The sequence below is a fragment of the Pseudomonas sp. MF06569 genome, from assembly GCF_059862735.1.
This window is the reverse complement of record NZ_JCBCUZ010000004.1, coordinates 174,685-196,172: the sequence shown is the minus strand read 5'-3', so window position 1 is coordinate 196,172 and position 21,488 is coordinate 174,685. Positions and strand designations below refer to the sequence as shown.

The 21,488-nt window shown below is 57.3% G+C and carries 17 protein-coding genes and 2 tRNA genes; 9 read left to right on the top strand and 10 right to left on the bottom strand.

The genetic code is table 11. The features are described from left to right. The first annotated feature begins 2 nt into the window (after positions 1-2). Positions 3-830 carry an NAD(+) synthase gene (gene nadE, locus AC19YQ_RS06360; RefSeq protein ID WP_019826210.1) on the top strand — a complete coding sequence of 276 codons (828 nt, stop codon included), beginning with the start codon at positions 3-5 and terminating at the stop codon, positions 828-830. 89 nt (positions 831-919) lie between these two features. Here nadE and AC19YQ_RS06355 read toward each other — a convergent pair whose 3' ends face one another. Next, positions 920-2,479, bottom strand: a complete 1,560-nt coding sequence (locus AC19YQ_RS06355; RefSeq protein WP_500594807.1) for a tyrosinase family protein — start codon at positions 2,477-2,479, stop codon at positions 920-922. Positions 2,480-2,756: 277 nt separating this feature from the next. Between AC19YQ_RS06355 and AC19YQ_RS06350 the strand changes: the two genes are divergently transcribed. Continuing rightward, positions 2,757-3,779: a DUF1338 domain-containing protein gene (locus AC19YQ_RS06350; RefSeq protein WP_500594806.1), complete on the top strand. Its 1,023-nt coding sequence runs from the start codon at positions 2,757-2,759 to the stop codon at positions 3,777-3,779. A 58-nt stretch (positions 3,780-3,837) separates the two neighbouring features. On the opposite strand, the gene azu is transcribed toward AC19YQ_RS06350, so the two are convergent. Continuing rightward, positions 3,838-4,284, bottom strand: coding sequence for an azurin (azu, locus tag AC19YQ_RS06345; RefSeq protein ID WP_016783322.1), 447 nt, complete (start codon positions 4,282-4,284; stop codon positions 3,838-3,840). Positions 4,285-4,690: 406 nt separating this feature from the next. Between azu and AC19YQ_RS06340 the strand changes: the two genes are divergently transcribed. After that, the gene (locus tag AC19YQ_RS06340; protein WP_500594805.1) at positions 4,691-4,891 is read left to right on the top strand and encodes a hypothetical protein; all 201 of its coding nucleotides are present in this window, start codon (positions 4,691-4,693) and stop codon (positions 4,889-4,891) included. Between the two features lie 329 nt (positions 4,892-5,220). On the opposite strand, the gene AC19YQ_RS06335 is transcribed toward AC19YQ_RS06340, so the two are convergent. The 8 genes from AC19YQ_RS06335 to rnr all read right to left on the bottom strand — a co-directional run bounded on the left by AC19YQ_RS06335 (position 5,221) and on the right by rnr (position 15,086). Next, complete coding sequence (locus tag AC19YQ_RS06335; RefSeq protein ID WP_133076628.1) at positions 5,221-7,527, bottom strand: YgiQ family radical SAM protein; 2,307 nt, start codon at positions 7,525-7,527, stop codon at positions 5,221-5,223. A 226-nt stretch (positions 7,528-7,753) separates the two neighbouring features. Further along, on the bottom strand, positions 7,754-9,148 hold the full coding sequence (gene dnaB, locus AC19YQ_RS06330; protein WP_095035110.1) for a replicative DNA helicase: 1,395 nt from the start codon (positions 9,146-9,148) through the stop codon (positions 7,754-7,756). A gap of 120 nt (positions 9,149-9,268) precedes the next feature. After that, on the bottom strand, positions 9,269-9,715 hold the full coding sequence (rplI, locus tag AC19YQ_RS06325) for a 50S ribosomal protein L9 (protein ID WP_003439047.1): 447 nt from the start codon (positions 9,713-9,715) through the stop codon (positions 9,269-9,271). Between the two features lie 19 nt (positions 9,716-9,734). Next, entirely contained in the window at positions 9,735-10,631 is an 897-nt protein-coding gene (locus tag AC19YQ_RS06320) for a hypothetical protein (RefSeq protein ID WP_500594804.1), read from the bottom strand. Positions 10,632-10,667: 36 nt separating this feature from the next. Continuing rightward, positions 10,668-10,898 (bottom strand): 30S ribosomal protein S18, encoded by a 231-nt coding sequence (gene rpsR, locus AC19YQ_RS06315; protein WP_003171373.1) that lies wholly within the window; start codon positions 10,896-10,898, stop codon positions 10,668-10,670. A 28-nt stretch (positions 10,899-10,926) separates the two neighbouring features. Next, the gene (rpsF, locus tag AC19YQ_RS06310; protein ID WP_003439045.1) at positions 10,927-11,352 is read right to left on the bottom strand and encodes a 30S ribosomal protein S6; all 426 of its coding nucleotides are present in this window, start codon (positions 11,350-11,352) and stop codon (positions 10,927-10,929) included. A gap of 306 nt (positions 11,353-11,658) precedes the next feature. Beyond that, positions 11,659-12,426 carry a 23S rRNA (guanosine(2251)-2'-O)-methyltransferase RlmB gene (rlmB, locus tag AC19YQ_RS06305; RefSeq protein ID WP_133076631.1) on the bottom strand — a complete coding sequence of 256 codons (768 nt, stop codon included), beginning with the start codon at positions 12,424-12,426 and terminating at the stop codon, positions 11,659-11,661. Further along, complete coding sequence (rnr, locus tag AC19YQ_RS06300; protein ID WP_500594803.1) at positions 12,423-15,086, bottom strand: ribonuclease R; 2,664 nt, start codon at positions 15,084-15,086, stop codon at positions 12,423-12,425. The genes rlmB and rnr overlap by 4 nt, the downstream gene beginning before the upstream one ends. Positions 15,087-15,310: 224 nt before the next feature. On the opposite strand from rnr, the gene AC19YQ_RS06295 reads away from it, so the two are divergent. The 6 genes from AC19YQ_RS06295 (at position 15,311) to AC19YQ_RS06270 (ending at position 21,344) form a co-directional block, all read left to right on the top strand. Continuing rightward, a tRNA-Leu gene (locus AC19YQ_RS06295) sits at positions 15,311-15,397 on the top strand. 175 nt (positions 15,398-15,572) lie between these two features. Further along, positions 15,573-15,659: transfer RNA gene (locus tag AC19YQ_RS06290), tRNA-Leu, on the top strand. A 191-nt stretch (positions 15,660-15,850) separates the two neighbouring features. After that, entirely contained in the window at positions 15,851-16,357 is a 507-nt protein-coding gene (locus tag AC19YQ_RS06285; protein WP_500594802.1) for a sigma-70 family RNA polymerase sigma factor, read from the top strand. Further along, positions 16,350-17,312, top strand: coding sequence for a FecR family protein (locus AC19YQ_RS06280; protein WP_500594801.1), 963 nt, complete (start codon positions 16,350-16,352; stop codon positions 17,310-17,312). The genes AC19YQ_RS06285 and AC19YQ_RS06280 overlap by 8 nt, the downstream gene beginning before the upstream one ends. A 208-nt stretch (positions 17,313-17,520) precedes the next feature. Beyond that, positions 17,521-20,250 carry a TonB-dependent receptor plug domain-containing protein gene (locus tag AC19YQ_RS06275; protein ID WP_500594800.1) on the top strand — a complete coding sequence of 910 codons (2,730 nt, stop codon included), beginning with the start codon at positions 17,521-17,523 and terminating at the stop codon, positions 20,248-20,250. Then, positions 20,247-21,344 (top strand): cytochrome-c peroxidase, encoded by a 1,098-nt coding sequence (locus tag AC19YQ_RS06270; protein WP_500594799.1) that lies wholly within the window; start codon positions 20,247-20,249, stop codon positions 21,342-21,344. Before AC19YQ_RS06275 ends, AC19YQ_RS06270 begins: the two co-directional genes overlap by 4 nt. Positions 21,345-21,488: the final 144 nt, after the last annotated feature.

Here is a 21,488-nt window from a genome sequence, read left to right as displayed (position 1 = left end):
TCATGCAGGCCGTACAGCGTCAGATTGCTGAAGACCTCAAGGTCCAGCCGCCGTTTAAAGACCTCTCGGCCCTTGAGGCCGAGGTCGCCCGACGCATCACTTTTATTCAGTGCTGCCTGCACAATGCCAGGCTCAAGACCCTGGTGCTGGGCATCAGCGGCGGGGTCGATTCACTGACCGCAGGGCTGATGGCACAACGGGCAGTCCAGCAGTTGCGCGAGCAGACCGGCGACCCGTCCTATCGATTCATTGCCGTGCGCTTGCCTTACGGCGTGCAGCACGACGAAGTCGACGCCACGGCGGCTGTGGACTTCATCAATCCGGACGAGCGCCAGACCGTCAACATCGGCCCTGCGGTCAAGGCCCTGGCGGCTGAAGTCACGGCCTTTGAAGGCAAGCCCCCGGCCACCGTTGATTTTGTGCTGGGCAATACCAAGGCGCGGATGCGCATGGTGGCGCAGTACACCATCGCCGGCGCAACGGGCGGGCTGGTGATCGGCACTGACCATGCAGCGGAAGCGGTGATGGGTTTCTTCACCAAATTCGGTGACGGCTCCTGCGATCTGGCGCCGCTCAGCGGGCTGGTCAAGCATCAGGTGCGGGCTATTGCCCGGCATTTTGGAGCCCCGGAATCGCTGGTCGAAAAAGTACCGACTGCCGACCTTGAAGACCTGGAACCGGGCAAGCCTGATGAAGCCTCCCACGGCGTAACGTATGCCGAGATCGATGCCTTTTTGCATGGTCAACCGGTGAGCGAAGAGGCGTTCAGGATCATCAGCAGTACGTACGAAAAAACCCATCACAAGCGTGAGATGCCGTTCGCGCCGTAGCTGCTGTTCTCACTGCCCTTGATGTTCTTAAGGGCAGTGAGGGTCAGGCTTGATAGTCCAATGTATTGAAAGACTTGCGTCAATTGCTACTAACTGAGCACCTGAACTTTCATCTCGTGGACATCCAGCGACTTGCCGCCAGGTCGCGACTTGCCTGTCAAACTGGCGTGTAGCGTAAATATCAATTCGCTGCGGGTATCCAGGCCCCCTTCAGCATTCAGGGCACTCAAAGCCAGGTTCAAGTCGATCACAAAACGTATGTGTTGAGGCTGATGATGAGAGCCTCCATGTGCACCGAAGATAATCAACTTTCCGACATCCGCTGGCGCAAGGTCGCTTCCATTGTTGGGGTTCACACTTAGGCTGAACTCCCATGCATCAACAGGCACCGGATATTGCATATTGATCTTCATGATCAATGTGGCGCCATTTGATTTCAAGGCATCTTCCAACAAGTCCTGTGAGATCCGCACCGCTCCTTCTGTGGCGCTTGTTTCTGATAGCTTCTGATTATTCAGGCGTACTGCGTACACAGTTTGTGTAGAAAACGCCTTGACCGGTGGCGGGCGTGTTTCGCCTGCAAGCAATGGCTCATATGAATAATCAAACAGATCTTTTTGCAGATAGTCTTGCAATGAGGGATTGGCGATAGGCTCAGACCGCTGATCAACAAAGAATTCAAACGTTTCTGCACTCCAATCTTCAAATTCCTTGTTTTGCGGATAAACGGGCAAGCCCTCACTAACCTGCATCCCATTCCATACCTCCCAAATCCTGTCCACATTGCAGTGATGGAGGTAGAAAAGCGGATCGACGGGCGACAAGTTGTTAAACATCATCCCTGCTATGCCGATATGCACATAATTGTGCGGAACCGCCTCAAGCAAGTCGGGCCCTCCTCGCTCACTGTGCTGCCCGGCGAGTTGCCCCCCAAAGCCGACAAAACTGCGAGATGACAAAGCTCTGCTGACTCTTTCGACTCCGATGCCGGGTTTGAGGGCCTCGTGAAACTCTGGCTGTTGCGCGGTCAACAACCTGGCCCGCTCTTTGGGGACGAACGCAAAGTCGATTTCCAGCATCAAATTTTCAAGGCTGTTAAAGCCCCGCAGATTCAACGCCTCGCGCTGTTGATCGTTTAACGAACTCCAGAATCCTGTCATGGTTTCCTCGAATCGCTCTTTGAAACTGTCATAGGACGCCAAAAACAAATCGCTGGTTGGATCCAAAGCACCAGTGAAGAAAGAGGCAGGAACTCGCTGAACTTGACTCCAGTTCCAATAGGGCAGCGCAAAACTGCTGTTGGCACTCAACTCCCGACAGATTTTCTCAAACCACCCGAGGTAAATCCGGTGCCAGGGCAAAAACCAAAAATTTCCGTGAGGACAATCCAGAATGTGGATCAACGCTTGTCGATACCAGTTTCTGGGGTCTGAGGGGGGTAGCCTGAGCATTGTTTCAACCGCTTTGTTGTAGTCATGCAAGAGCGCTATCGGAAACTCTTTTGCATTAACATCCTGGCGTTTGAAACTGTTCTGCCTGGATAGCGGTATTCCCGGGTAAAGGGGCGAAAGGTTTGTTGCACCAGACAATACGGCAGCCGTGGATAACCCGGCGGTAATGATGAAACTACGCCTGTTGAAATTTTTCATCTCGATCGCGTCCTGTATTCAAGATCTGAAGAGCAGACAAAAAAAGGGCTAGTGGCTCCACAGATGTAATACGTCAGTCAATGGGACGTTAACCTTACTTACATCTCGCGAAGACATATCTCCGTTAATTGTCAAAAAAAATGTCAACATCCATCACCCTGAGCACGGTAATCACCACACCTGAAAAAACGGAATGAACCCCGCATTTTTTTTCGCTTGTGGCTCCCGCACTCAAAGGCTTTGATAAGCGTCTATTTCGTCGCCAGAGCCCTGCCCCATGTCTTCTTTCGATGGTTTGTTCTCACTTGTCGATTCTTTGCTCGGTCAACCGGCATCCGGTTGGCTGCGCAAGCATGTCGAGGTGCCCGAAGGCCTGCTGCGCTTCAGTTGGCATGAGCAGGCGCTGCACCGGGCCTGGCTTGCCGAAGCGCTGAACCTGTGCCTGCTGCACAAGCTGGTAGAGGCCGTGCCGGATGGCCGACGCTATGTGGAAGAACAGGCCCGGCAAGGTCGCAAAGTGGTGTTCGACCACGGCGCCATTCGCACGGTGGATTGGCCCGAAAACGGAGAGTTACCCCGTGGTCGTCAGGCATTTTCGCGTTTGCTGGAGCCGCTAGGCTTTACTGACGTGCGAACTTATCCACTGACCAAACTGAACATGACCGGCTGGGGCTACAGACAAATGGACCTGCCCGAGGACATCGCCCAGTTCTTTGTCTCGGAACTGCACCCCGGCCGTTTTAGCGAGGCGTTTCAACAGGCCGTTACACGGGTGGTCGGCGCAAGCCTCGATCCGCTGCAAGCCGAACACCAAAGCATCCTGCAACGCCTTAGCCTCACCCGCCATTGCAGCCTGAGTGAAGCGCACACGTTATTGCCGGCGCTGTATGAGGCATTCGGTCGCCAACATGGGGTGGTGCATGAAGGGGATTACCAGTGCCTGCTCAATGAAAGTGCCGAAATGGCCTGGATTGCCACTGAGGGCAACAGTTTCAACCACCTGACCGACCGGGTTGTGGATCTGCAAGCTTGCGTCGCGCAACAACGCGACCTGCAACGCCCCATGAAAGACAGCATTGAAGTGTCGGCCTCGGGGCGAGTGATGCAAACCGCGTATCGCGCCTGTACGGTCAGTCGCGGCCTGGTCGATGCAACAGGGGTTTACCGCGAACACGCAGTGCCTGGCTCGTTTGTGGAATTTATCCAGCGCGAGGTCGACCCTGACACTGGCCGGATCGACCTGAACTTCGACAGCAGCAACGCCCAGGGCATTTTCAAGATGACCGACTCAAAGGCCTGAATGCAAACAGCCCTGACGGCGCATGGCACGTCAGGGCTGTTAGTGGGCTCGCGGAGTCTTATTTAAGAACCACAGCGCCTTTCATCATCGAGTTGTGGCCCGGGAAGGTGCAGAAGAATTCATATTCTTCGCCCGCCTTGAGCTTGGCCACGTCGAAGGTCACGGAGTCTTTCTCGCCGGCGCCGATCACTTTGGTGTGGGCGATTACGCGCTCGTCACCGTCCTTGAGGTAGTTTTTATCCAGACCGGCAGCAATACCGTCGGTGGAAACTGCCTGCATGTCTGCCTTTTTGCTCAAGACCCAGTTATGGCCCATGACGTTTTTCGGCAAATTGCCGGAGTGCGTCAGGTTAACGGTGAACGTCTTGCAGGACTTGTCGATGACGATCTCTTTCGTGTTGTAAGACATTTGGTCAGTCGAATCGACAGTCACAGCGCACTCAGCCGCCAGCAAATGGCCGCTGGCCAGCGTCAAAAGGGATACCGCAACAACTTTGGCAAACATGGTCTATCTCCAAGGCAGGGTATGAAAAACTAAAATCTGTATACAGATTGCCTGAAAATTGTCTCGATTCATATGATCTGCGTCATGGTCTATCGCCGCGATCGAGAGAATCCATCCCAAAATGGACTTCAGGCCTATAACCTTAGGTCATCATTTTGAATATTGGGGAATAAGTAATGGGACTTCCTGCATTGATAACCAGCTTGCTCGCCACGTACGCCTGTGGCGCTTGCGGCCATGACCGCCTCTGCTCCGAGATTTAATCCACAACAGGCTTTTGGGTGGGTGTAGAGTCGTATTTTTAGCGCAAAGTACAACCTTGCAAAAACCCAGCTAACGGCTAAGCACTAATACAGGGCAGAATACGCGCCGCTTAACCTCACCTTCGACCCCAAGAGGATCGCCCATGGCCAAACCAAACTATAACTTCGCTAAGCGTCAAAGAGACTTGGCTAAAGAGCAGAAGAAAGAGGAAAAGGCTGCACGCAAGAAAGCGGCGGCTGAAGGCGGCATCGTAGACACCGAGCTGGACCAGGGCGTCGACACCGAAAATGAAGGCGCCGCAGAAGATACCGGCGCTACAGAAGATAAAGCTCCAACCGCTTGAGCCCTACCTAGGCCCGGTTATCCACAACCCGGCCCACAGGATCTGTGATCAGGATCAGCAGCCCGGCTGTTGATCCTCGCAGTTAGCCTGCTGCCCTCTCAGACGCTTCAAACCTCATCCCCTTACTCTGCGACAGCGAACAGCCTACAAACCCGTGGCAGGCTTCTCAGCGCGCAGAAAGCACAACGCCAGCCCGAAGGCTGGCGTTGGCACTTTGTGGGAGCGGGCTTGCTCGCGATGCAGCCAACTCGGTCTGTCTGTCAGAGAGAGATGGTGCAATCGCGAGCAAGCCCGCTCCCACAAGGGGTTACGTTAATGCCGTCAGATACTTAGCGCGGCACTACGGGCTTGCGGGTCGGCTTTTGGCTTTTTCCGCCCTTGGCTGCTTCGTGACGCTCTTTGGCAGCCTGTTTGTTACGGGCGAATGCGGCGGCCTTGGCCTGTTCACGCTTGTCCCACGGGTTGCCGCCATCGCTGGCACGCGGCGGCAGGCCGGTATGCTGGGTCAGGATCTTGGTGGTCTTTTCCCCGGCAACCTTGTGGCTCCCAGCGGGCGTCGAGTTTTTGCGGCGCGCACTCTGGTAGCTGTCAGTCGCAGGCTGGTGCAACGGGATCAGTTGATCCTTGCCCGAACCGATCAGGTCGGCGCGCCCCATACGGGTCAACGCTTCACGCAGCATCGGCCAGCCTTTCGGGTCGTGGTAACGCAAGAACGCCTTGTGCAGACGGCGCTGCTCTTCGCTCTTGACGATGGTCACCGAGTCGCTCTTGTACGTGACCTTGCGCAGCGGGTTCTTGCCCGAGTGATACATCGCGGTGGCAGTGGCCATCGGCGACGGGTAGAACGCCTGGACCTGGTCGGCACGGAAACCGTTGGTCTTGAGCCAGATCGCCAGGTTCATCATGTCTTCGTCTTTGGTGCCCGGGTGGGCAGCAATGAAGTACGGAATCAGGTACTGCTCTTTACCGGCTTCCTTGGTGTACTTCTCGAACATGCGCTTGAACTTGTCATAGCTGCCAATACCCGGCTTCATCATCTGGTTGAGCGGACCTTCCTCGGTGTGTTCCGGGGCGATCTTCAGATAACCACCCACGTGGTGGGTGACCAGTTCTTTGACGTATTCCGGCGATTCAACCGCCAGGTCGTAGCGCAGACCCGATGCGATCAGGATCTTCTTCACGCCCGGCAAGGCACGGGCACTGCGATACAGCTGGATCAGCGACGAGTGGTCAGTGTTCAGGTTCGGGCAGATGCCCGGGAACACGCAAGACGGCTTGCGGCACGCGGATTCGATTTCCGGCGTTTTGCAGGCGATGCGATACATGTTCGCCGTCGGGCCGCCGAGGTCGGAAATAACACCGGTAAAGCCAGGCACCTTGTCGCGGATCTCTTCGATTTCACGAATGATCGACTCTTCGGAGCGGTTCTGGATGATCCGGCCTTCGTGCTCGGTAATCGAGCAGAAGGTACAGCCGCCGAAGCAGCCACGCATGATGTTGACCGAGAAACGAATCATGTCGTAGGCAGGGATTTTTTCCTTGCCGTACGCAGGGTGCGGAATACGTGCGTAAGGCATGCCAAACACGTAGTCCATTTCTTCGGTAGTCATCGGGATCGGTGGCGGGTTGAACCACACGTCCACTTCGCCGTGCTTTTGTACCAGCGCACGGGCGTTACCCGGGTTGGTTTCAAGGTGCAACACGCGGTTGGCGTGAGCATAAAGCACCGCATCGCCACGCACTTTCTCGACCGAGGGCAAGCGGATGACCGTCTTGTCGCGGGTCATGCGCGGGCTGGCCAGGATCTGTACGACCTTGGCTTCGTTCGGGTCTTCAACCGGACCTTTTTCCTGCTCGATCGCGCAGGCTTGGGTGTCCTGGGTATTGACGTACGGGTTGATGATCTTGTCGACCTTGCCCGGACGATCGATACGCGTTGAATCGACTTCATACCAGTCTTTAGGCGTATCGCGGCGAATGAACGCGGTACCGCGCACATCGGTAATGTCTTCAATCTTGTGGCCATAGGACAGACGCTGGGCCACTTCAACAATGGCGCGCTCGGCGTTGCCGTACAGCAAGATGTCGGCGCAGGCGTCGATCAGGATCGAGTTGCGGACACGGTCCTGCCAGTAGTCGTAGTGCGCGATACGGCGCAGGGAAGCCTCGATGCCGCCGAGGACAATCGGCACATTCTTGTAGGCTTCTTTACAACGCTGGCTGTACACCAGGCTGGCGCGATCCGGACGTTTGCCAGCCATGCCACCAGGGGTGTAGGCGTCATCGGAACGGATCTTTTTGTCAGCGGTGTAACGATTGATCATCGAGTCCATGTTGCCGGCCGCGACGCCGAAGAACAGGTTGGGCTCGCCCAGCTTCATGAAATCGTCTTTGGACTGCCAGTTCGGCTGGGCAATGATGCCCACGCGAAAGCCCTGGGACTCCAGCAGTCGACCAATGATGGCCATGCCGAACGAGGGATGATCGACATAGGCATCACCGGTCACGATGATGATGTCGCATGAATCCCAGCCAAGCTGATCCATCTCCTCCCTGCTCATTGGCAGGAATGGTGCTGGGCCGAAACATTCGGCCCAGTACTTCGGATAGTCAAATAGAGGCTTGGCTGCTTGCATGTCGATGACCGGTGTTGAGTACAGAAAATGGGGGCGCGGCATTTACTAAGAAATTCGCGGGCGCGGAATATAGCACAAAAAGTGATCAATTCCGACGGCGATGGTCGGAATTGATCACTCACCTGTGGGAGCGGGCTTGCTCGCGATGGAATCGCTGCGGCTGGACAGAGATACCGAGCCGCTTGAATCGCGGGCAAGCCCGCCCCCACAGAGAAGCGCCGGGTGCTTAATCGTCGTCGAAGTTGTAACTGCCCGGCGCCAGGTTTTCGAAGCGCGTGTACTTGCCGATAAACGCCAGGCGCGTCGTCCCGATAGGGCCGTTACGCTGCTTGCCGATGATGATCTCGGCAATGCCCTTGTGCTCGGTTTCGGGGTGGTACACCTCGTCCCGGTACACGAACATGATGACGTCGGCATCCTGCTCGATGGCTCCGGACTCACGCAAGTCGGAGTTGATCGGGCGCTTGTTGGGCCGTTGCTCAAGGGAACGGTTGAGCTGCGACAACGCCACTACCGGGCAGTTGAATTCCTTGGCCAGCGCCTTGAGGGATCGCGAGATCTCGGAAATCTCGTTGGTACGGTTGTCACCGCCCGAACCCGGGATCTGCATCAATTGCAGGTAGTCGATCATGATCAGGCCGATATCGCCGTGCTCACGTACCAGTCGTCGGGTACGGGCGCGCATTTCCGATGGGCTGATGCCCGCCGTGTCGTCGATAAACAGCTTGCGGTCATTGAGCAGATTGACCGCCGAAGTCAGGCGCGGCCAATCGTCGTCTTCGAGGCGACCGGCCCGGACCTTGGTCTGGTCGATACGCCCAAGGGACGACAGCATACGCATGATCAGCGATTCGCCTGGCATCTCGAGGGAGTAAACCAGTACCGCTTTTTCGCTGCGTAGCACTGCGTTTTCAACGAGGTTCATCGCAAAGGTGGTTTTACCCATCGATGGACGACCCGCGACGATGATCAAGTCGGCAGGCTGCAGGCCGCTGGTCATGCCGTCCAGGTCGGTGTAGCCGGTGGACAGGCCGGTGATGGCGTTGTCGGTATTGAACAGCGTGTCGATACGGTCGATGGCTTTGGTCAACAGATCGTTGACGCTGACCGGGCCGCCGGTTTTTGGCCGGGCCTCGGCAATCGCAAAGATCTGGCGCTCGGCCTCGTCGAGAATTTCGGCAGCATTACGGCCTTCGGGGTTGAAGGCACTGTCGGCGATCTCGGTGCTGATGCCGATCAACTGACGCAAGGTGGCGCGCTCGCGAACGATCTGCGCATAGGCCTTGATGTTGGCGACCGACGGCGTGTTTTTTGCCAGTTCTCCGAGATAACCAAGACCTCCGACTTGCGAGGTCTGACCTTCCTTGTCCAATTGCTCGGCAAGGGTCACGACGTCGATCGGGGAGTTCTGGTCCGCCAGCTTGGCGATGGCACGGAAGATCAGGCGGTGGTCATGCCGATAGAAATCACCGTCCGAGACCTGATCCAGCACGCGTTCCCAGGCGTTGTTATCCAGCATCAAACCACCGAGCACAGCCTGTTCGGCCTCGATGGAATGCGGAGGCACCTTCAGGGCTGCGGTTTGTAGATCGTATTGCTCAGGAGCGGAGATATCGTTCATGGCCACTTGGAATAAGTATGAAAATCAGAAACTGCAGAAAGACAAAGGGCACGACCTGTAAACAGGATCGTGCCCGATGTTAACCGTCCGGCACACAAGGTGCCAGTCAGTTAAGACTGCTTAAGCAGCTACCACAACAACGCGTACGGTTGCTTCAACTTCGGCGTGCAGGTGCACAGCCACGTCGAATTCGCCAACGTTGCGGATAGTGCCGTTCGGCAGACGAACTTCGCTTTTAGCAACTTCAACGCCGGAGGCGGTCAGTGCATCAGCGATGTCGTGAGTGCCGATCGAACCGAACAGCTTGCCTTCGTCGCCAGCGGTGGCAGTGATAGTCACTTCCAGCTCAGCCAGTTGGGCAGCGCGTGTTTCAGCCGAAGCTTTCTTGTCTGCAGCAGCTTGTTCCAGCTCAGCACGACGCTCTTCAAACGCAGCCAGGTTGGCAGCGGTTGCAGCGGTAGCTTTGCCGTACGGCAGCAGGTAGTTACGACCGTAACCGGCCTTAACATTTACTTTGTCGCCCAGGTTGCCCAGGTTCGCGACTTTTTCCAGAAGGATCAGTTGCATGTGAAAATCCTCTTAACTTTTAACCTTCACCGTCCGCAGAGTCTTTATCGGCACTTTTCGGTGCCAGACGTCCGCGAAAATCAATCAGGCTGTCGACAATGGCCAAAACCACGAGCAACGGATAGATCAGCTGCATAAACAGCAACAGCGTGACGTACAACCCCACCAACCAGAACCTGGCCAGTCGCTTTTGCGCCACCAGCCCATGAATCAGGGCTAGCCCGGCGAAGAACAGCGCTACGCTGCACAACGGCGTAAGCATGGCCATTTCAGGACCGAAGTTCGGTCCTACAAGCATGCACGCCAGCAATACGAGCGCTGGTCCCAGCGGTAGGCGGATGCTGCGAAATTCGCTGGCAAAACCGCCCGGGTTGTACAACAACGCCTGCCAATAACGCCCAAGCATCAGGCTAAGCACGCTGACGACCTGCATCAAAGCTGCAATCAATCCGGTGAGGACGGGTGCAATCAGTGCTCCAAGGCGCGCTCGCTCTACGTCAGATAACTTGTCGTAGAGACCATTGAGGACCTGCGGCAGAAGTTTTTCCAACTCCTGCGCCATCGCACCAATGGGTTCGCGGAAAACCGTACCCAGGATCACGCCATACACCACACCCAACGCTACGCTGACCAGCAGCACGCGGTTCCAGGACTGTTCGGCGCGCAACATCAACGCCAACCCCAGAGTTCCAAGCAGCACCATAAGGGTGCGAGGCTCTCCGAGAAACCACCAGACCAAGGCCGGCAGTAAAGCCCATGAGAGGATGCTCAAGGCATCTCTCGGACCGCGCCGCAGGAGCACAAGGCTACCTGCAGCAGCACTCAACCAGAACAAGAACGGCAATGCCGCACATCCGGCCACGACTAACGTGGCCTGCACACGGCCTCGCATGATGAACTCAGCTAAGGCGCGCATGCTTTCAATCCTTTACTACTTGTCGACTGCCCGGTCTCAGCGGCCGTGGCTGTCGGTGTAGGCCAGCAGGGCCAGGAAGCGGGCGCGCTTGATAGCGGTGGCCAGCTGACGCTGATAACGAGCTTTAGTACCGGTGATGCGGCTTGGAACAATTTTGCCGGTCTCGGATACGTAAGCTTTCAGAGTGTTGAGATCCTTGTAATCGATCTCTTTCACTTCTTCTGCTGTGAAGCGGCAGAATTTACGACGACGGAAGAAACGTGCCATGTAATTGGCTCCTCAAAAGGTCCGTGGATTACTCGTCAGCGTTATCGCTGGCGTCGCTGTTATCGCTGTCATCGCCATCGGCGCTGTCAGAATGCTCAGGACGGTCACGACGCTCACGGCGCTCACTGCGGTTTTCTTCAGCCTTGAGCATCTCGGACTGGCCAGTTACGGCTTCGTCGCGACGGATGACCAGGTTACGGATCACAGCATCGTTGTAACGGAAGTTGTCTTCCAGCTCAGCCAGGGCTTTGCCAGTGCACTCAACGTTCAGCATCACGTAGTGAGCCTTGTGAACATTGTTGATTGCGTAGGCCAGTTGACGACGGCCCCAATCTTCCAGACGGTGGATTTTGCCGCCGTCTTCTTCGATCAGCTTGGTGTAACGCTCTACCATGCCGCCGACTTGTTCGCTTTGATCCGGGTGGACCAAAAAGATGATTTCGTAATGACGCATGAATGCTCCTTACGGGTTGTAGCCTGCCGCTAACTAAAAAGCGGTCAGACAAGGAGTGAATGACACTTGTGTGTCTTGCCTAGAGAGGCACATATGCGCCCGCCATGACGGCAAGGGGCGCAATTGTAGAGAAGGGACAACAGGGGCGCAAGGCAATTGGTGATTATTTGAACAATATTGCATTGCAAACACCTCAAACAACGATGGGAGCGGACTGGGTCGCGATGGCATCGACGCGGTCATCCAGACACACCGCGTGATACGCATCGCGAGCAAGCCCGCTCCCACCGTTAAATCCGTCTGCGGTTACTTCTTTTTCGCAGGGGACTTGGCTTTGACGCTGCGCTGACGCAAGGCTTCGAACAGGCAAACGCCTGTCGCTACCGAAACGTTCAGGCTGCTGACACTGCCCGCCATCGGCAGGCGCACCAGGTAATCGCAATGCTCACGCGTCAGGCGACGCATGCCTTTGCCTTCGGCACCCATGATCAGGATGGTAGGCCCGGTCAGGTCTTGCTCGTACAGCTCCTGCTCGGCTTCGCCGGCAGTACCGACGATCCACAGACCGCGCTGCTGAAGCTTCTTCAACGTGGCCGCAAGGTTGGTAACTGCAACCAACGGAATCACTTCCGCTGCACCACAGGCTACTTTTCGCACAGTAGGGGTCAACGTTGCAGACTTGTCCTTAGGCACGATAACCGCCAAGGCGCCGGCGGCATCAGCCGTACGCAGGCAAGCACCCAGGTTGTGCGGATCGGTCACACCGTCCAGCACCAGAATCAGCGGAGCACCTTCGGTGCGATCCAGCAATTCGTTGAGCATGGCCTCGCCCCACACCTGGCTCGGGCTCACATCAGCCACAACACCCTGGTGTACGCCCTCAACCCAAACGTCCATCTCGCGACGTTCGGCATTACCTACCGGCACCCGGCTTTCATCAGCCAGCGCGATCAGGGTTTGAACGCGCGGATCGCTACGACCCTCGGCCAACCACACTTGCTTTACGCGCTTGGGATGATGACGAAGCAACGCTTCTACGGCGTGGATGCCGTAGATTTTTTCCAACTGACTCATGACTTGGCCTTAGGTTTGCGCGACCCGCCGCTTTTGGCAGCAGGAGCGGCGCCCGATTTTGGCGGGCCTTTACGATGTTTACTCGGTTTTGAAGGCTTGCCTGCATCTTTAGCAGGTGCTGCCCTACCCGACTTTCCCGGCTCCGATGTCCGACCGCCGCTTTTAGCTTCGGCCAACAGCGCCTGTTTCAATTCGCGACTCTTGCGCAGCTCGGCGTTTTTTGCGGCGGCATCACCAGGGCGATAGGCGTCGTCGGTCGACTTTTTCACAGCCTTGGCTGGCGCGCTGCGTCGTGCCGCAGGTGCTGGCTCGACTGGCTTTTCAGTGACCTTGGTGCCCGACTTGCCGGCATTTTTGGCCTTGGGCGCATCAGTGGTGCGATTTTTACGACCAATCGGTGCACTGAGGGTTTTTTCCGCCATTTCGAAGTCGATCTTGCGTTCGTCGAGATCGACGCGCATCACCCGCACTTCAACGGTGTCGCCCAAGCGGAAGCTACGACCGGTGCGTTCGCCCGCCAGGCGGTGATGCACAGGGTCGAAGTGATAGTAGTCACCCGGCAAGGCGGTTACGTGAACCAGGCCTTCGACATAGATATCGGTCAGCTCCACAAACAGACCAAAACCGGTCACCGCCGTCACCACACCAGGGAACGACTCGCCGACGCGATCCTTCATGAACTCGCATTTGAGCCAGTTGGTCACGTCACGCGTAGCTTCGTCAGCACGGCGCTCGCTCATCGAGCACTGCTCGCCGAGCTGCTCCAGAATCGCTTCGTCGTACGGATAGATACGCGCTTTCGGAATGGTCATCGCGCCAGCACGGCGAACGTGCGGGGTGTCCATTTTGGAATGGATCACGCTGCGAATTGCACGGTGCGTCAACAGATCCGGATAGCGACGAATCGGCGAAGTGAAGTGGGTATAGGCTTCATAGTTCAGGCCGAAGTGGCCCTGGTTATCAGCGCTGTACACCGCCTGACTCAACGAACGCAGCATCACGGTCTGGATCAGGTGGAAATCCGGGCGATCCTTGATGGTTTCAAGCAGCGCCTGGTAGTCCTTCGGCGACGGACCATCCTTGCCTTTGTGCAGGCTCAGGCCCAGCTCACCCAGAAAGGCGCGCAGTTTTTCCAGACGCTCCGGTGGCGGACCATCGTGAACGCGATACAACGCAGGAATTTCGTGCTTCTTGAGGAATTCAGCGGTGGCCACGTTGGCTGCCAGCATGCACTCTTCAATCAGCTTGTGCGCGTCGTTACGGGTGGTTGGGCGAATTTCAGCGATTTTGCGCTCGGTACCGAAGATGATCCGGGTTTCCTGCGTTTCAAAATCAATCGCGCCACGGGTATGACGAGCGGCCAGCAGCACTTTGTACAGCGAGTAAAGCTGCTTGAGGTGCGGCACGACATCAGCGTATTCGCTGCGCAGTTGCTTGGCCTCAGTGGTTTTTGGCTGTTCCAGGATGGTGCTGACCTTGTTGTAGGTCAGACGTGCCTGGGAGTGAATCACCGCTTCATAGAACTGATAATCAGTCATTTCGCCGGTTTTGGAGATGGTCATCTCGCAAACCATGGCCAAACGGTCGACTTTCGGGTTCAGGGAGCACAGACCATTGGACAGCTGCTCAGGCAGCATCGGGATCACGCGCTCAGGGAAGTACACCGAGTTACCGCGAACCTGCGCTTCGGCATCCAGAGCGGAACCGATTTTCACATAGCTGGAAACGTCGGCAATCGCCACGTACAACTTCCAGCCACCGGAGAACAGGCGCAGCTTGCCAGGCTTGGCTTCACAGAAAACCGCATCATCGAAGTCGCGGGCATCTTCGCCGTCAATGGTGACGAACGGCAGATGACGCAGATCGATGCGCTTCTCTTTGTCTTTTTCTTCGACTTCCGGCTTCAACCGGGCCGCTTCCTTAAGGACAGCTTCCGGCCAGACGTGGGGAATGTCGTACGTGCGCAGGGCAATATCGATTTCCATGCCTGGGGCCATGTAGTTTCCTACGACCTCAAGCACATCACCTTGCGGCTGGAAGCGCGGCGTCGGCCAGTGAGTGATCTTCACTTCGACGAACTGGCCAATTTTTGCGCCAGCGTTGCGACCCGGCGTAACCAGCACTTCCTGCTGGATCTTCGGGTTATCGGCCACTACGAAGCCAATGCCGCCTTCTTCGAAGTAGCGACCCACGATGGTTTCGTGAGCACGCGAGACCACTTCCACGATCACGCCTTCACGACGCCCACGGCGGTCCAGCCCCGAAACACGGGCCAGCGCACGGTCGCCGTCGAACACCAGACGCATTTGCGACGGGCTCATGAACAGATCGTCACTGCCATCATCCGGGATCAGGAAGCCGAAGCCATCGCGGTGACCACTGATGCGGCCGAGAATCAGGTCGAGCTTGTCCACCGGCGCATAAGTGCCACGGCGCGTGTAAATCAATTGGGCATCACGTTCCATCGCTCGCAGGCGACGGCGCAAGGCCTCGATTTGGTCTTCTGTAGTCAGACCGAACTCTTCCACCAACTGTTCGCGAGCAGCAGGCGAGCCACGCTCGGCCAGATGCTGAAGGATCAGTTCGCGGCTAGGGATAGGGTTTTCGTATTTTTCCGCTTCACGTGCGGCCTCGGGATCGAGGGTCTGCCAATCGGCCATTAGATAGTTTTCACCTTGTCTATATGCGGGTTAGTTTGGCATACGCGTATTGAAACGGGAAATTTCAGGGCCACACTGGGCCTTAATAGTCCTTAATGACGCGCTTTGACGCTACCAGCCAACCGTTCGCGAAAAATTTTCAATATTTTTAATCACAACGCTTTACAGGTCAAAGGGTCATCCGTATAGTGCGCGCCATCGACAACGGCAACGTTGAAGATGTTGCCCAGATGGTGAAATTGGTAGACACGCCAGCTTCAGGTGCTGGTGATCGCAAGGTCGTGGAAGTTCGAGTCTTCTTCTGGGCACCAATTCAGAGAGTCAGAGTAGTACAACTCTGGCCCTCACACAAAAACCCGCGAAAGCGGGTTTTTGCATTTCAGATATTCATAAGCCCCTGATTTAATAAAATTAAAACAGGGGTTTACAGATTCAAAAGCTCTCCGTATAGTGCGCCACATCAACAGCGGCAACGTTGCTGATACTGCCCAGATGGTGAAATTGGTAGACACGCCAGCTTCAGGTGCTGGTGACCGCAAGGTCGTGGAAGTTCGAGTCTTCTTCTGGGCACCAATTCAGGTTTACAGATTTACGCTGTATAACCACTCTAAAAGCCCGCGAAAGCGGGCTTTTTAGTTTCCGCAATTGCTTACCCTCCCCCAAGATTTCTTTATCAGCGATCCCAAAGTCGCATTTGATAATCAATCTCATCCGCATTAATATCCGGCCACCTTCAGATCGCTAGCGCGCCCACCCGGATTCTCGTGCCCGACAACAACGACAGGCTCCAGCTCTACCTCACGCATCGCCTTGCCCTGGTCGATTACGCCGCACCTATCGTGGGCTGTCGGGCCAAGGCAGAAGACGTGGTTCAAGAAGCCTGGCTTCGTTTCAGCCAAGGCGCGGACAACCTGATCCCGCTGACGCAGCCGGTCGGCTACCTTTATCGCATCGTGCGCAACCTGGCCTTCGACCTCAATCGCCGGGCAACCCTGGAAAACCGCCACACCACACGCAGTGAATCACTGGACGAGCATATTTCCAGCACCCCGTCCCCCGAGCAGCAAGCCCTGCATCTGGACGAACTGCGCAAATTGCAACATGCTCTGTCGCGCCTGCCTGAGCGTACGCGACAGGCCTTTGTACTGCATCGACTGAACGGCCTGACGTTTCAACAAATCGGTGCACAACTTGGAATCTCCGTGAGCCTGGCCCACCAATTGGTCCGCGACGCCCTGACCTACTGCGCGGAACAACTGAGTGATGACTGACAATCCGAACCCGATCTGGGAAACCGCACTGGACTGGCTGCTGCTGATCCAAGAGAACCCCCACGACCACGAACTGGCCGAACGCTTGAGTCATTGGCGAGCCAGCGCCCCCGAACATGACGCGGCGTATCGCAAGGCCCTGAAAGTCTGGCGCTTGAGCGGTGAAGCCTTGAGTTCGCCGATTGCCGCAGTGCCCGCGCCGGTGACTCTACGCCCTCCCACACCCCTGAGCCGGCGCAAGCGAACACTGGTCGGCGCTGCCGTGGCCGCGAGCGCCCTGCTGATGTGGGGCCCCGACTGGCAAGCGATGCAGGCCGACTACCGCAGCCCAATCGCTGAACACCGCACCATCGCGCTGAGTGATGGCAGCCAGATGCTTCTGGACAGCAATACCCTCGCTGACGTGCAGTTCAATCCTGAACAGCGAGAAATCACGCTGGTGCGCGGACAGGCTTTTTTCTCGGTGACACACGATGCCAACCGCGCCTTCTACGTAAACGCCGGCGACGTGCGGGTTCGCGTGACCGGCACTGCCTTTGCGGTCAATCTGGGCGACAACGGCGTCGATGTCAGCGTCGAGAGCGGCACGGTTGTCGTGCAAACACCGCAATCCTCGACCTCGTCCACACACCTGCTGGGCCAGGGCGATCAACTGCACTTCACTGCAAGCGATCAGCACACCCGCATCGCGCAATTGCCCCCGGAGCAAATCGCCCCGTGGCGGCGCTGGCAGCTGGTGGCTGTTGATCAATCGATCGATGACGTGATCATGCAGTTGCGCCGCTATCAGCCCGGCCTGATTGTGCTGACCGACAAGGCACTGGGCCAACGCCGCATCACCGCCGCCCTGAACTTGCGCAATCCAAAAAGCGCATTGCAGGCCGCAATCGCCCCATTGGGTGGGCGCCTGCAAGACAGCGTGCCGTATACCCTGATCGTCTCGACCAAGCCTTAGTCATCTCAGAACAGCTGCACCTCACTCCGGCAGCCTTTTAAAACTATTTTCATTTATTTCTGGAAATCCTGCGGCACCAAGAGTCTTTACCTACGAACGTCACTGATAAGGATTCGCATTAGTGACTATGGCGTTTCATTTCGTAGGTCACTTCATGCCCTCTTTGCGTTTGCAATGCGTCAGCCTCCTGCGCTGCCGATCGCTGTCCATGGCCCTGCTGCTTGGGTTGCCTGCGCTGGCCATTGGCGCCAGTCCTGTGTCCAACGTGCAAACAAAACAACAGCAATTGCCGTTGCATTTCCAGATCCCGGCCCAGCCATTGGCCAGCGCCCTGATTGCGTTTTCCCAGCAGTCGGGCTGGCAGGTCAGCGCGGAAAGCGCATTGCTCACCGGCCTGAGCGGTTCATCCGTCGATGGCAGCATGAGCCCCGAGAAAGCCCTGGCCCGCCTGCTACGCGGCAGCGGCCTGCAATGGGAGGTCACCTCCGCCGACAGCGCCTCCATCCTGCCGCCTGCTGAAAACGATGTACTGCAAATCAAAAGCACGCCAATCACGGCCATAGACTCGGTGTTCCAAGGCGAGCAGGTCATTGACCGGCATATGATCGAAAGCCTGCCTTCAGGCAATGGCGATATCACCAGCCTGCTGCGCACCAACCCCAACGTACAGTTCGATAACAACCAACTGAGCAGTAAGACCCCGGGGGAAATTGCCCCTGCCGATATCAGCATCAACGGCGCTAGGCCCTGGCAAAACCTGTTTATCGTTGACGGCATGAGCATGAATAACGACCTGGATCCCGGTGGCACCAACGATGACTTCGATGAAATGCCGGGCCGCAGTCAGGGGCTGGCACTGGATACCGATCTGCTCCAGGACATCAAGGTCTACGACAGCAACGTACCCGTGGAATTTGGCGGCTTTAACGGCGGCGTGGTCCAGGCCAATACCCGCGACCCCAAGGCCGACTTTCACGGCAAGCTCTCGGTACAGATGTCACGCTCCGAATGGACCCGCTATCACCTGAATGAAGATGACCCGGACCTCGACAATTTCGAGGCCGGCTTTGGCAACAACAGCCAACCCGACTTTAAAAAAATCATCACCCGCGCCACCCTCGAAGGGCACTTGAGCGACAACTTCGGTTTGCTGGGCAGTTTTTCGCGCAAGGACTCGACCATGCCCACCCGCGTGTTTGCCGTGTCCAACCAGACCGATACGGCCAATGCGGCTGAAGTACAGACCCGACGCATCGACAATTACTTTCTCAAGGCTGTCTGGCAGGTCAACGAGGACTGGAAGCTGGACGTGAGCCTGACCCACGCCCCGGAAACCGCCAAGACATTTGGCCCCAGCGCAATCTTCTCCGCTCGCGAAATGGAGGCTGGCGGCGATAGCCTCAGCGCACGGCTGGTGTGGAATGCTGCGCTGGCCCGAGTAGAACAAAACCTGAGCTGGAGCAAACTGAACACCTCCCGCTACTCCGACAGCGACTACATGGTTTTCTGGCGCACCTCCACAACCAAAAATTGGAGCACCTCAGGGGCGGCTACCGAGGGCGGTTTTGGTGATATTGAAGAAACCCAGAGAAGCCTGGCTTACAAGCTCAAGGCCGACTGGAACAGCTTCAGTTGGCTGGGTGTGAACCACGCCTTGCAAACCGGCCTGGAACTGTCGCAAAACACCGCCAGTTATGAGCGCAACACGCCATACAACAGCTACACCGTCGCCGCCACAAGCGCTTGCGTGGGCAATGACCCTTACTGTTCGATGGGCACCACCCTCACCGATGGGTGGGACGGCCAGTACGCTAAAAAGAAAACCCTGAGCCAGGGCAAAACCAGCCTCGACACCCGCACCTGGGCGTTGTACCTGCAAGACGAGATGCGCTACAAGCGCCTGACCGTAAGGCCCGGCGTGCGGATCGACGGAGATGACTACATGAACCAGACCACCGTGGCACCGCGCCTGGCGATTGAACTGGACGTCTTCGGCGACAGCTTGACCCGCATCACCGGCGGCGCCAACCGCTACTACGGACGCAACCTGTACACCTACCGCCTGCGTGACGGCGTCGCCGCCATGGGCACCGAATACACCCGTGCCAGCCAGACCTCCGACTGGGTACTGACCAAGCGAGTGGCCAACGACAGCAAATTCAACCAGCTCAAAGTACCTTACGATGACGAACTGACCCTGGGCCTGAGCCATGTGCAATGGAACACCGAGTTCGCCGTCAAATACGTAAAACGCATGGGCCGGGAGCAAGTCAGCCGCGCCTGGGGCTCGCAAATCGGCGAGCCCTCCGATGACACGGCCACCCTGGCAGCCAACTACTACACCTACTACAACGGCGGCAAAAGCGACGCCGACATCTACACCCTGACCATCACCCCGTTACAAGCCCTTACCCTGGGCAGCACCCGCACTTCAGGGCAGTTCGCCATGGACTGGAGCAAAATCCACAACACCGGACTGTCCAGCTACACCGCCAATATTGGCGCCACCTACGTCGAAGACCCGACCATCCAGTACGACGGCAAGTTCATGAAGTACTCCGACATGCCAGCGGCCAACTACAACCGTCCGTGGACTGCGCGCCTGACCACCCTCACTGAAATCGAGCCACTGCATCTCACCTGGAGCAATTTCTTGCGTTATCGCGACGGCTATCGCCGCATCGCCGCCACGGGCAAGAAAGTCCAGCACGAGGGAAAGGACGCTTATGTCTGGGCACAGACACCCTTTTCCGGAGCGCTGACCTGGGACACCCGCCTGGCCTGGGAGATGCCCACCGCCAAGGAGCAGACGGTGTTCGTCAACCTCGACGTGACCAACCTACTGGACAAGAAGATCGTCGGCGCCACCGAGACCAGCGGCCTGGCCACCTATGAAGTCGGCCGTCAATTCATGCTCGAAGTGGGGTACACGTTTTGAAACCTGCAGCCCTTTTCGTCGGCCTGACCCTAAGCAGCCTGGCCCTGAATGCAAGCGCCTGCGATGAACAGGCCGCCAACTACAAGGCGTGCATCGCCCAACAGTACCGGCAGCCCGTCGCCCAATGGCCCGCACCCCAGGTGGATACCGATGTGGACTGGCAGGAAATGGCCGCCTTGCCTGCACACGCTCCCGCACCTCCCGAAAACCCCTTCAGCGAACCCAAGGCCGCACTGGGCAAAAAACTGTTCAACGACCCCACGTTGTCGCGCTCCGGACAGATTGCCTGCGCGTCGTGCCATGAGGCCGATATGGCCTTTGCCGATGGCCGCCGCGTGTCGTTCGGTCATGACCGCCAGAGCGGTCGGCGCAATGCTCCCAGCCTGGTAATGAGCGGCTACAGCACGGCGCTGTTCTGGGACGGGCGAGGCGGCAACCTCGAACAACAGGCCATGCACCCCATCGTCGATCCGGTGGAAATGGCATTCGACATCCCGCAACTGCTGCAACGACTCAATACCGACACCGCCTACCGCGAGCAGTTTGCACAGGTCTTCGGACCGGGGCCGATCACCACGCAGCAAACCGCCCAGGCCCTGGCCACCTTTCAGCGCACACTGGTGAGCGCCACACGCAATACCCCCTTCGAACAACTGCTACGCGGGCGCCCGCAACGCATGAGCGAGGAGCAGCTCTACGGCCTGCACCTGTTTCGCACCAAGGCGCGCTGCATGAACTGTCATTTTGGCCCGGCCCTGAGCGACGAGCAGTTTCATAACGTCGGCCTGAGTTACTACGGGCGTAAATACGAAGACCTGGGGCGCTACGAGGTGACGCGCAAACCTGAGGACGTGGGCGCATTCCGCACCCCGTCGTTGCGACTGCTGATGAAAACCGGGCCGTGGATGCACAACGGTCTGTTCGTGAACATGGAAGGCACCCTGGCGTTCTACAACATGGGCATGCCCCGCCCGCGCCCAAACGCGCAACAGGTCGATGACCCGCTGTTTCCGCGTACAAGCGAGCGGCTCAAGGCGCTGAACATGGATAAGGACGAACTGCGAGCCTTGCGCAGCTTTCTGGACACGCTGTAGGCAGCACCCTGCCTTGTGGGAGCGGGCTTGCTCGCGATGGGTTCGCTGCCGGTTTTACTGGCAGGTCGCGTCGCCTGTATCGGGAGCAAGCCCGCTCCCACAAAAGCAGAACGAGTCGCCAGCATCACATTTCGTCGCGCTGGC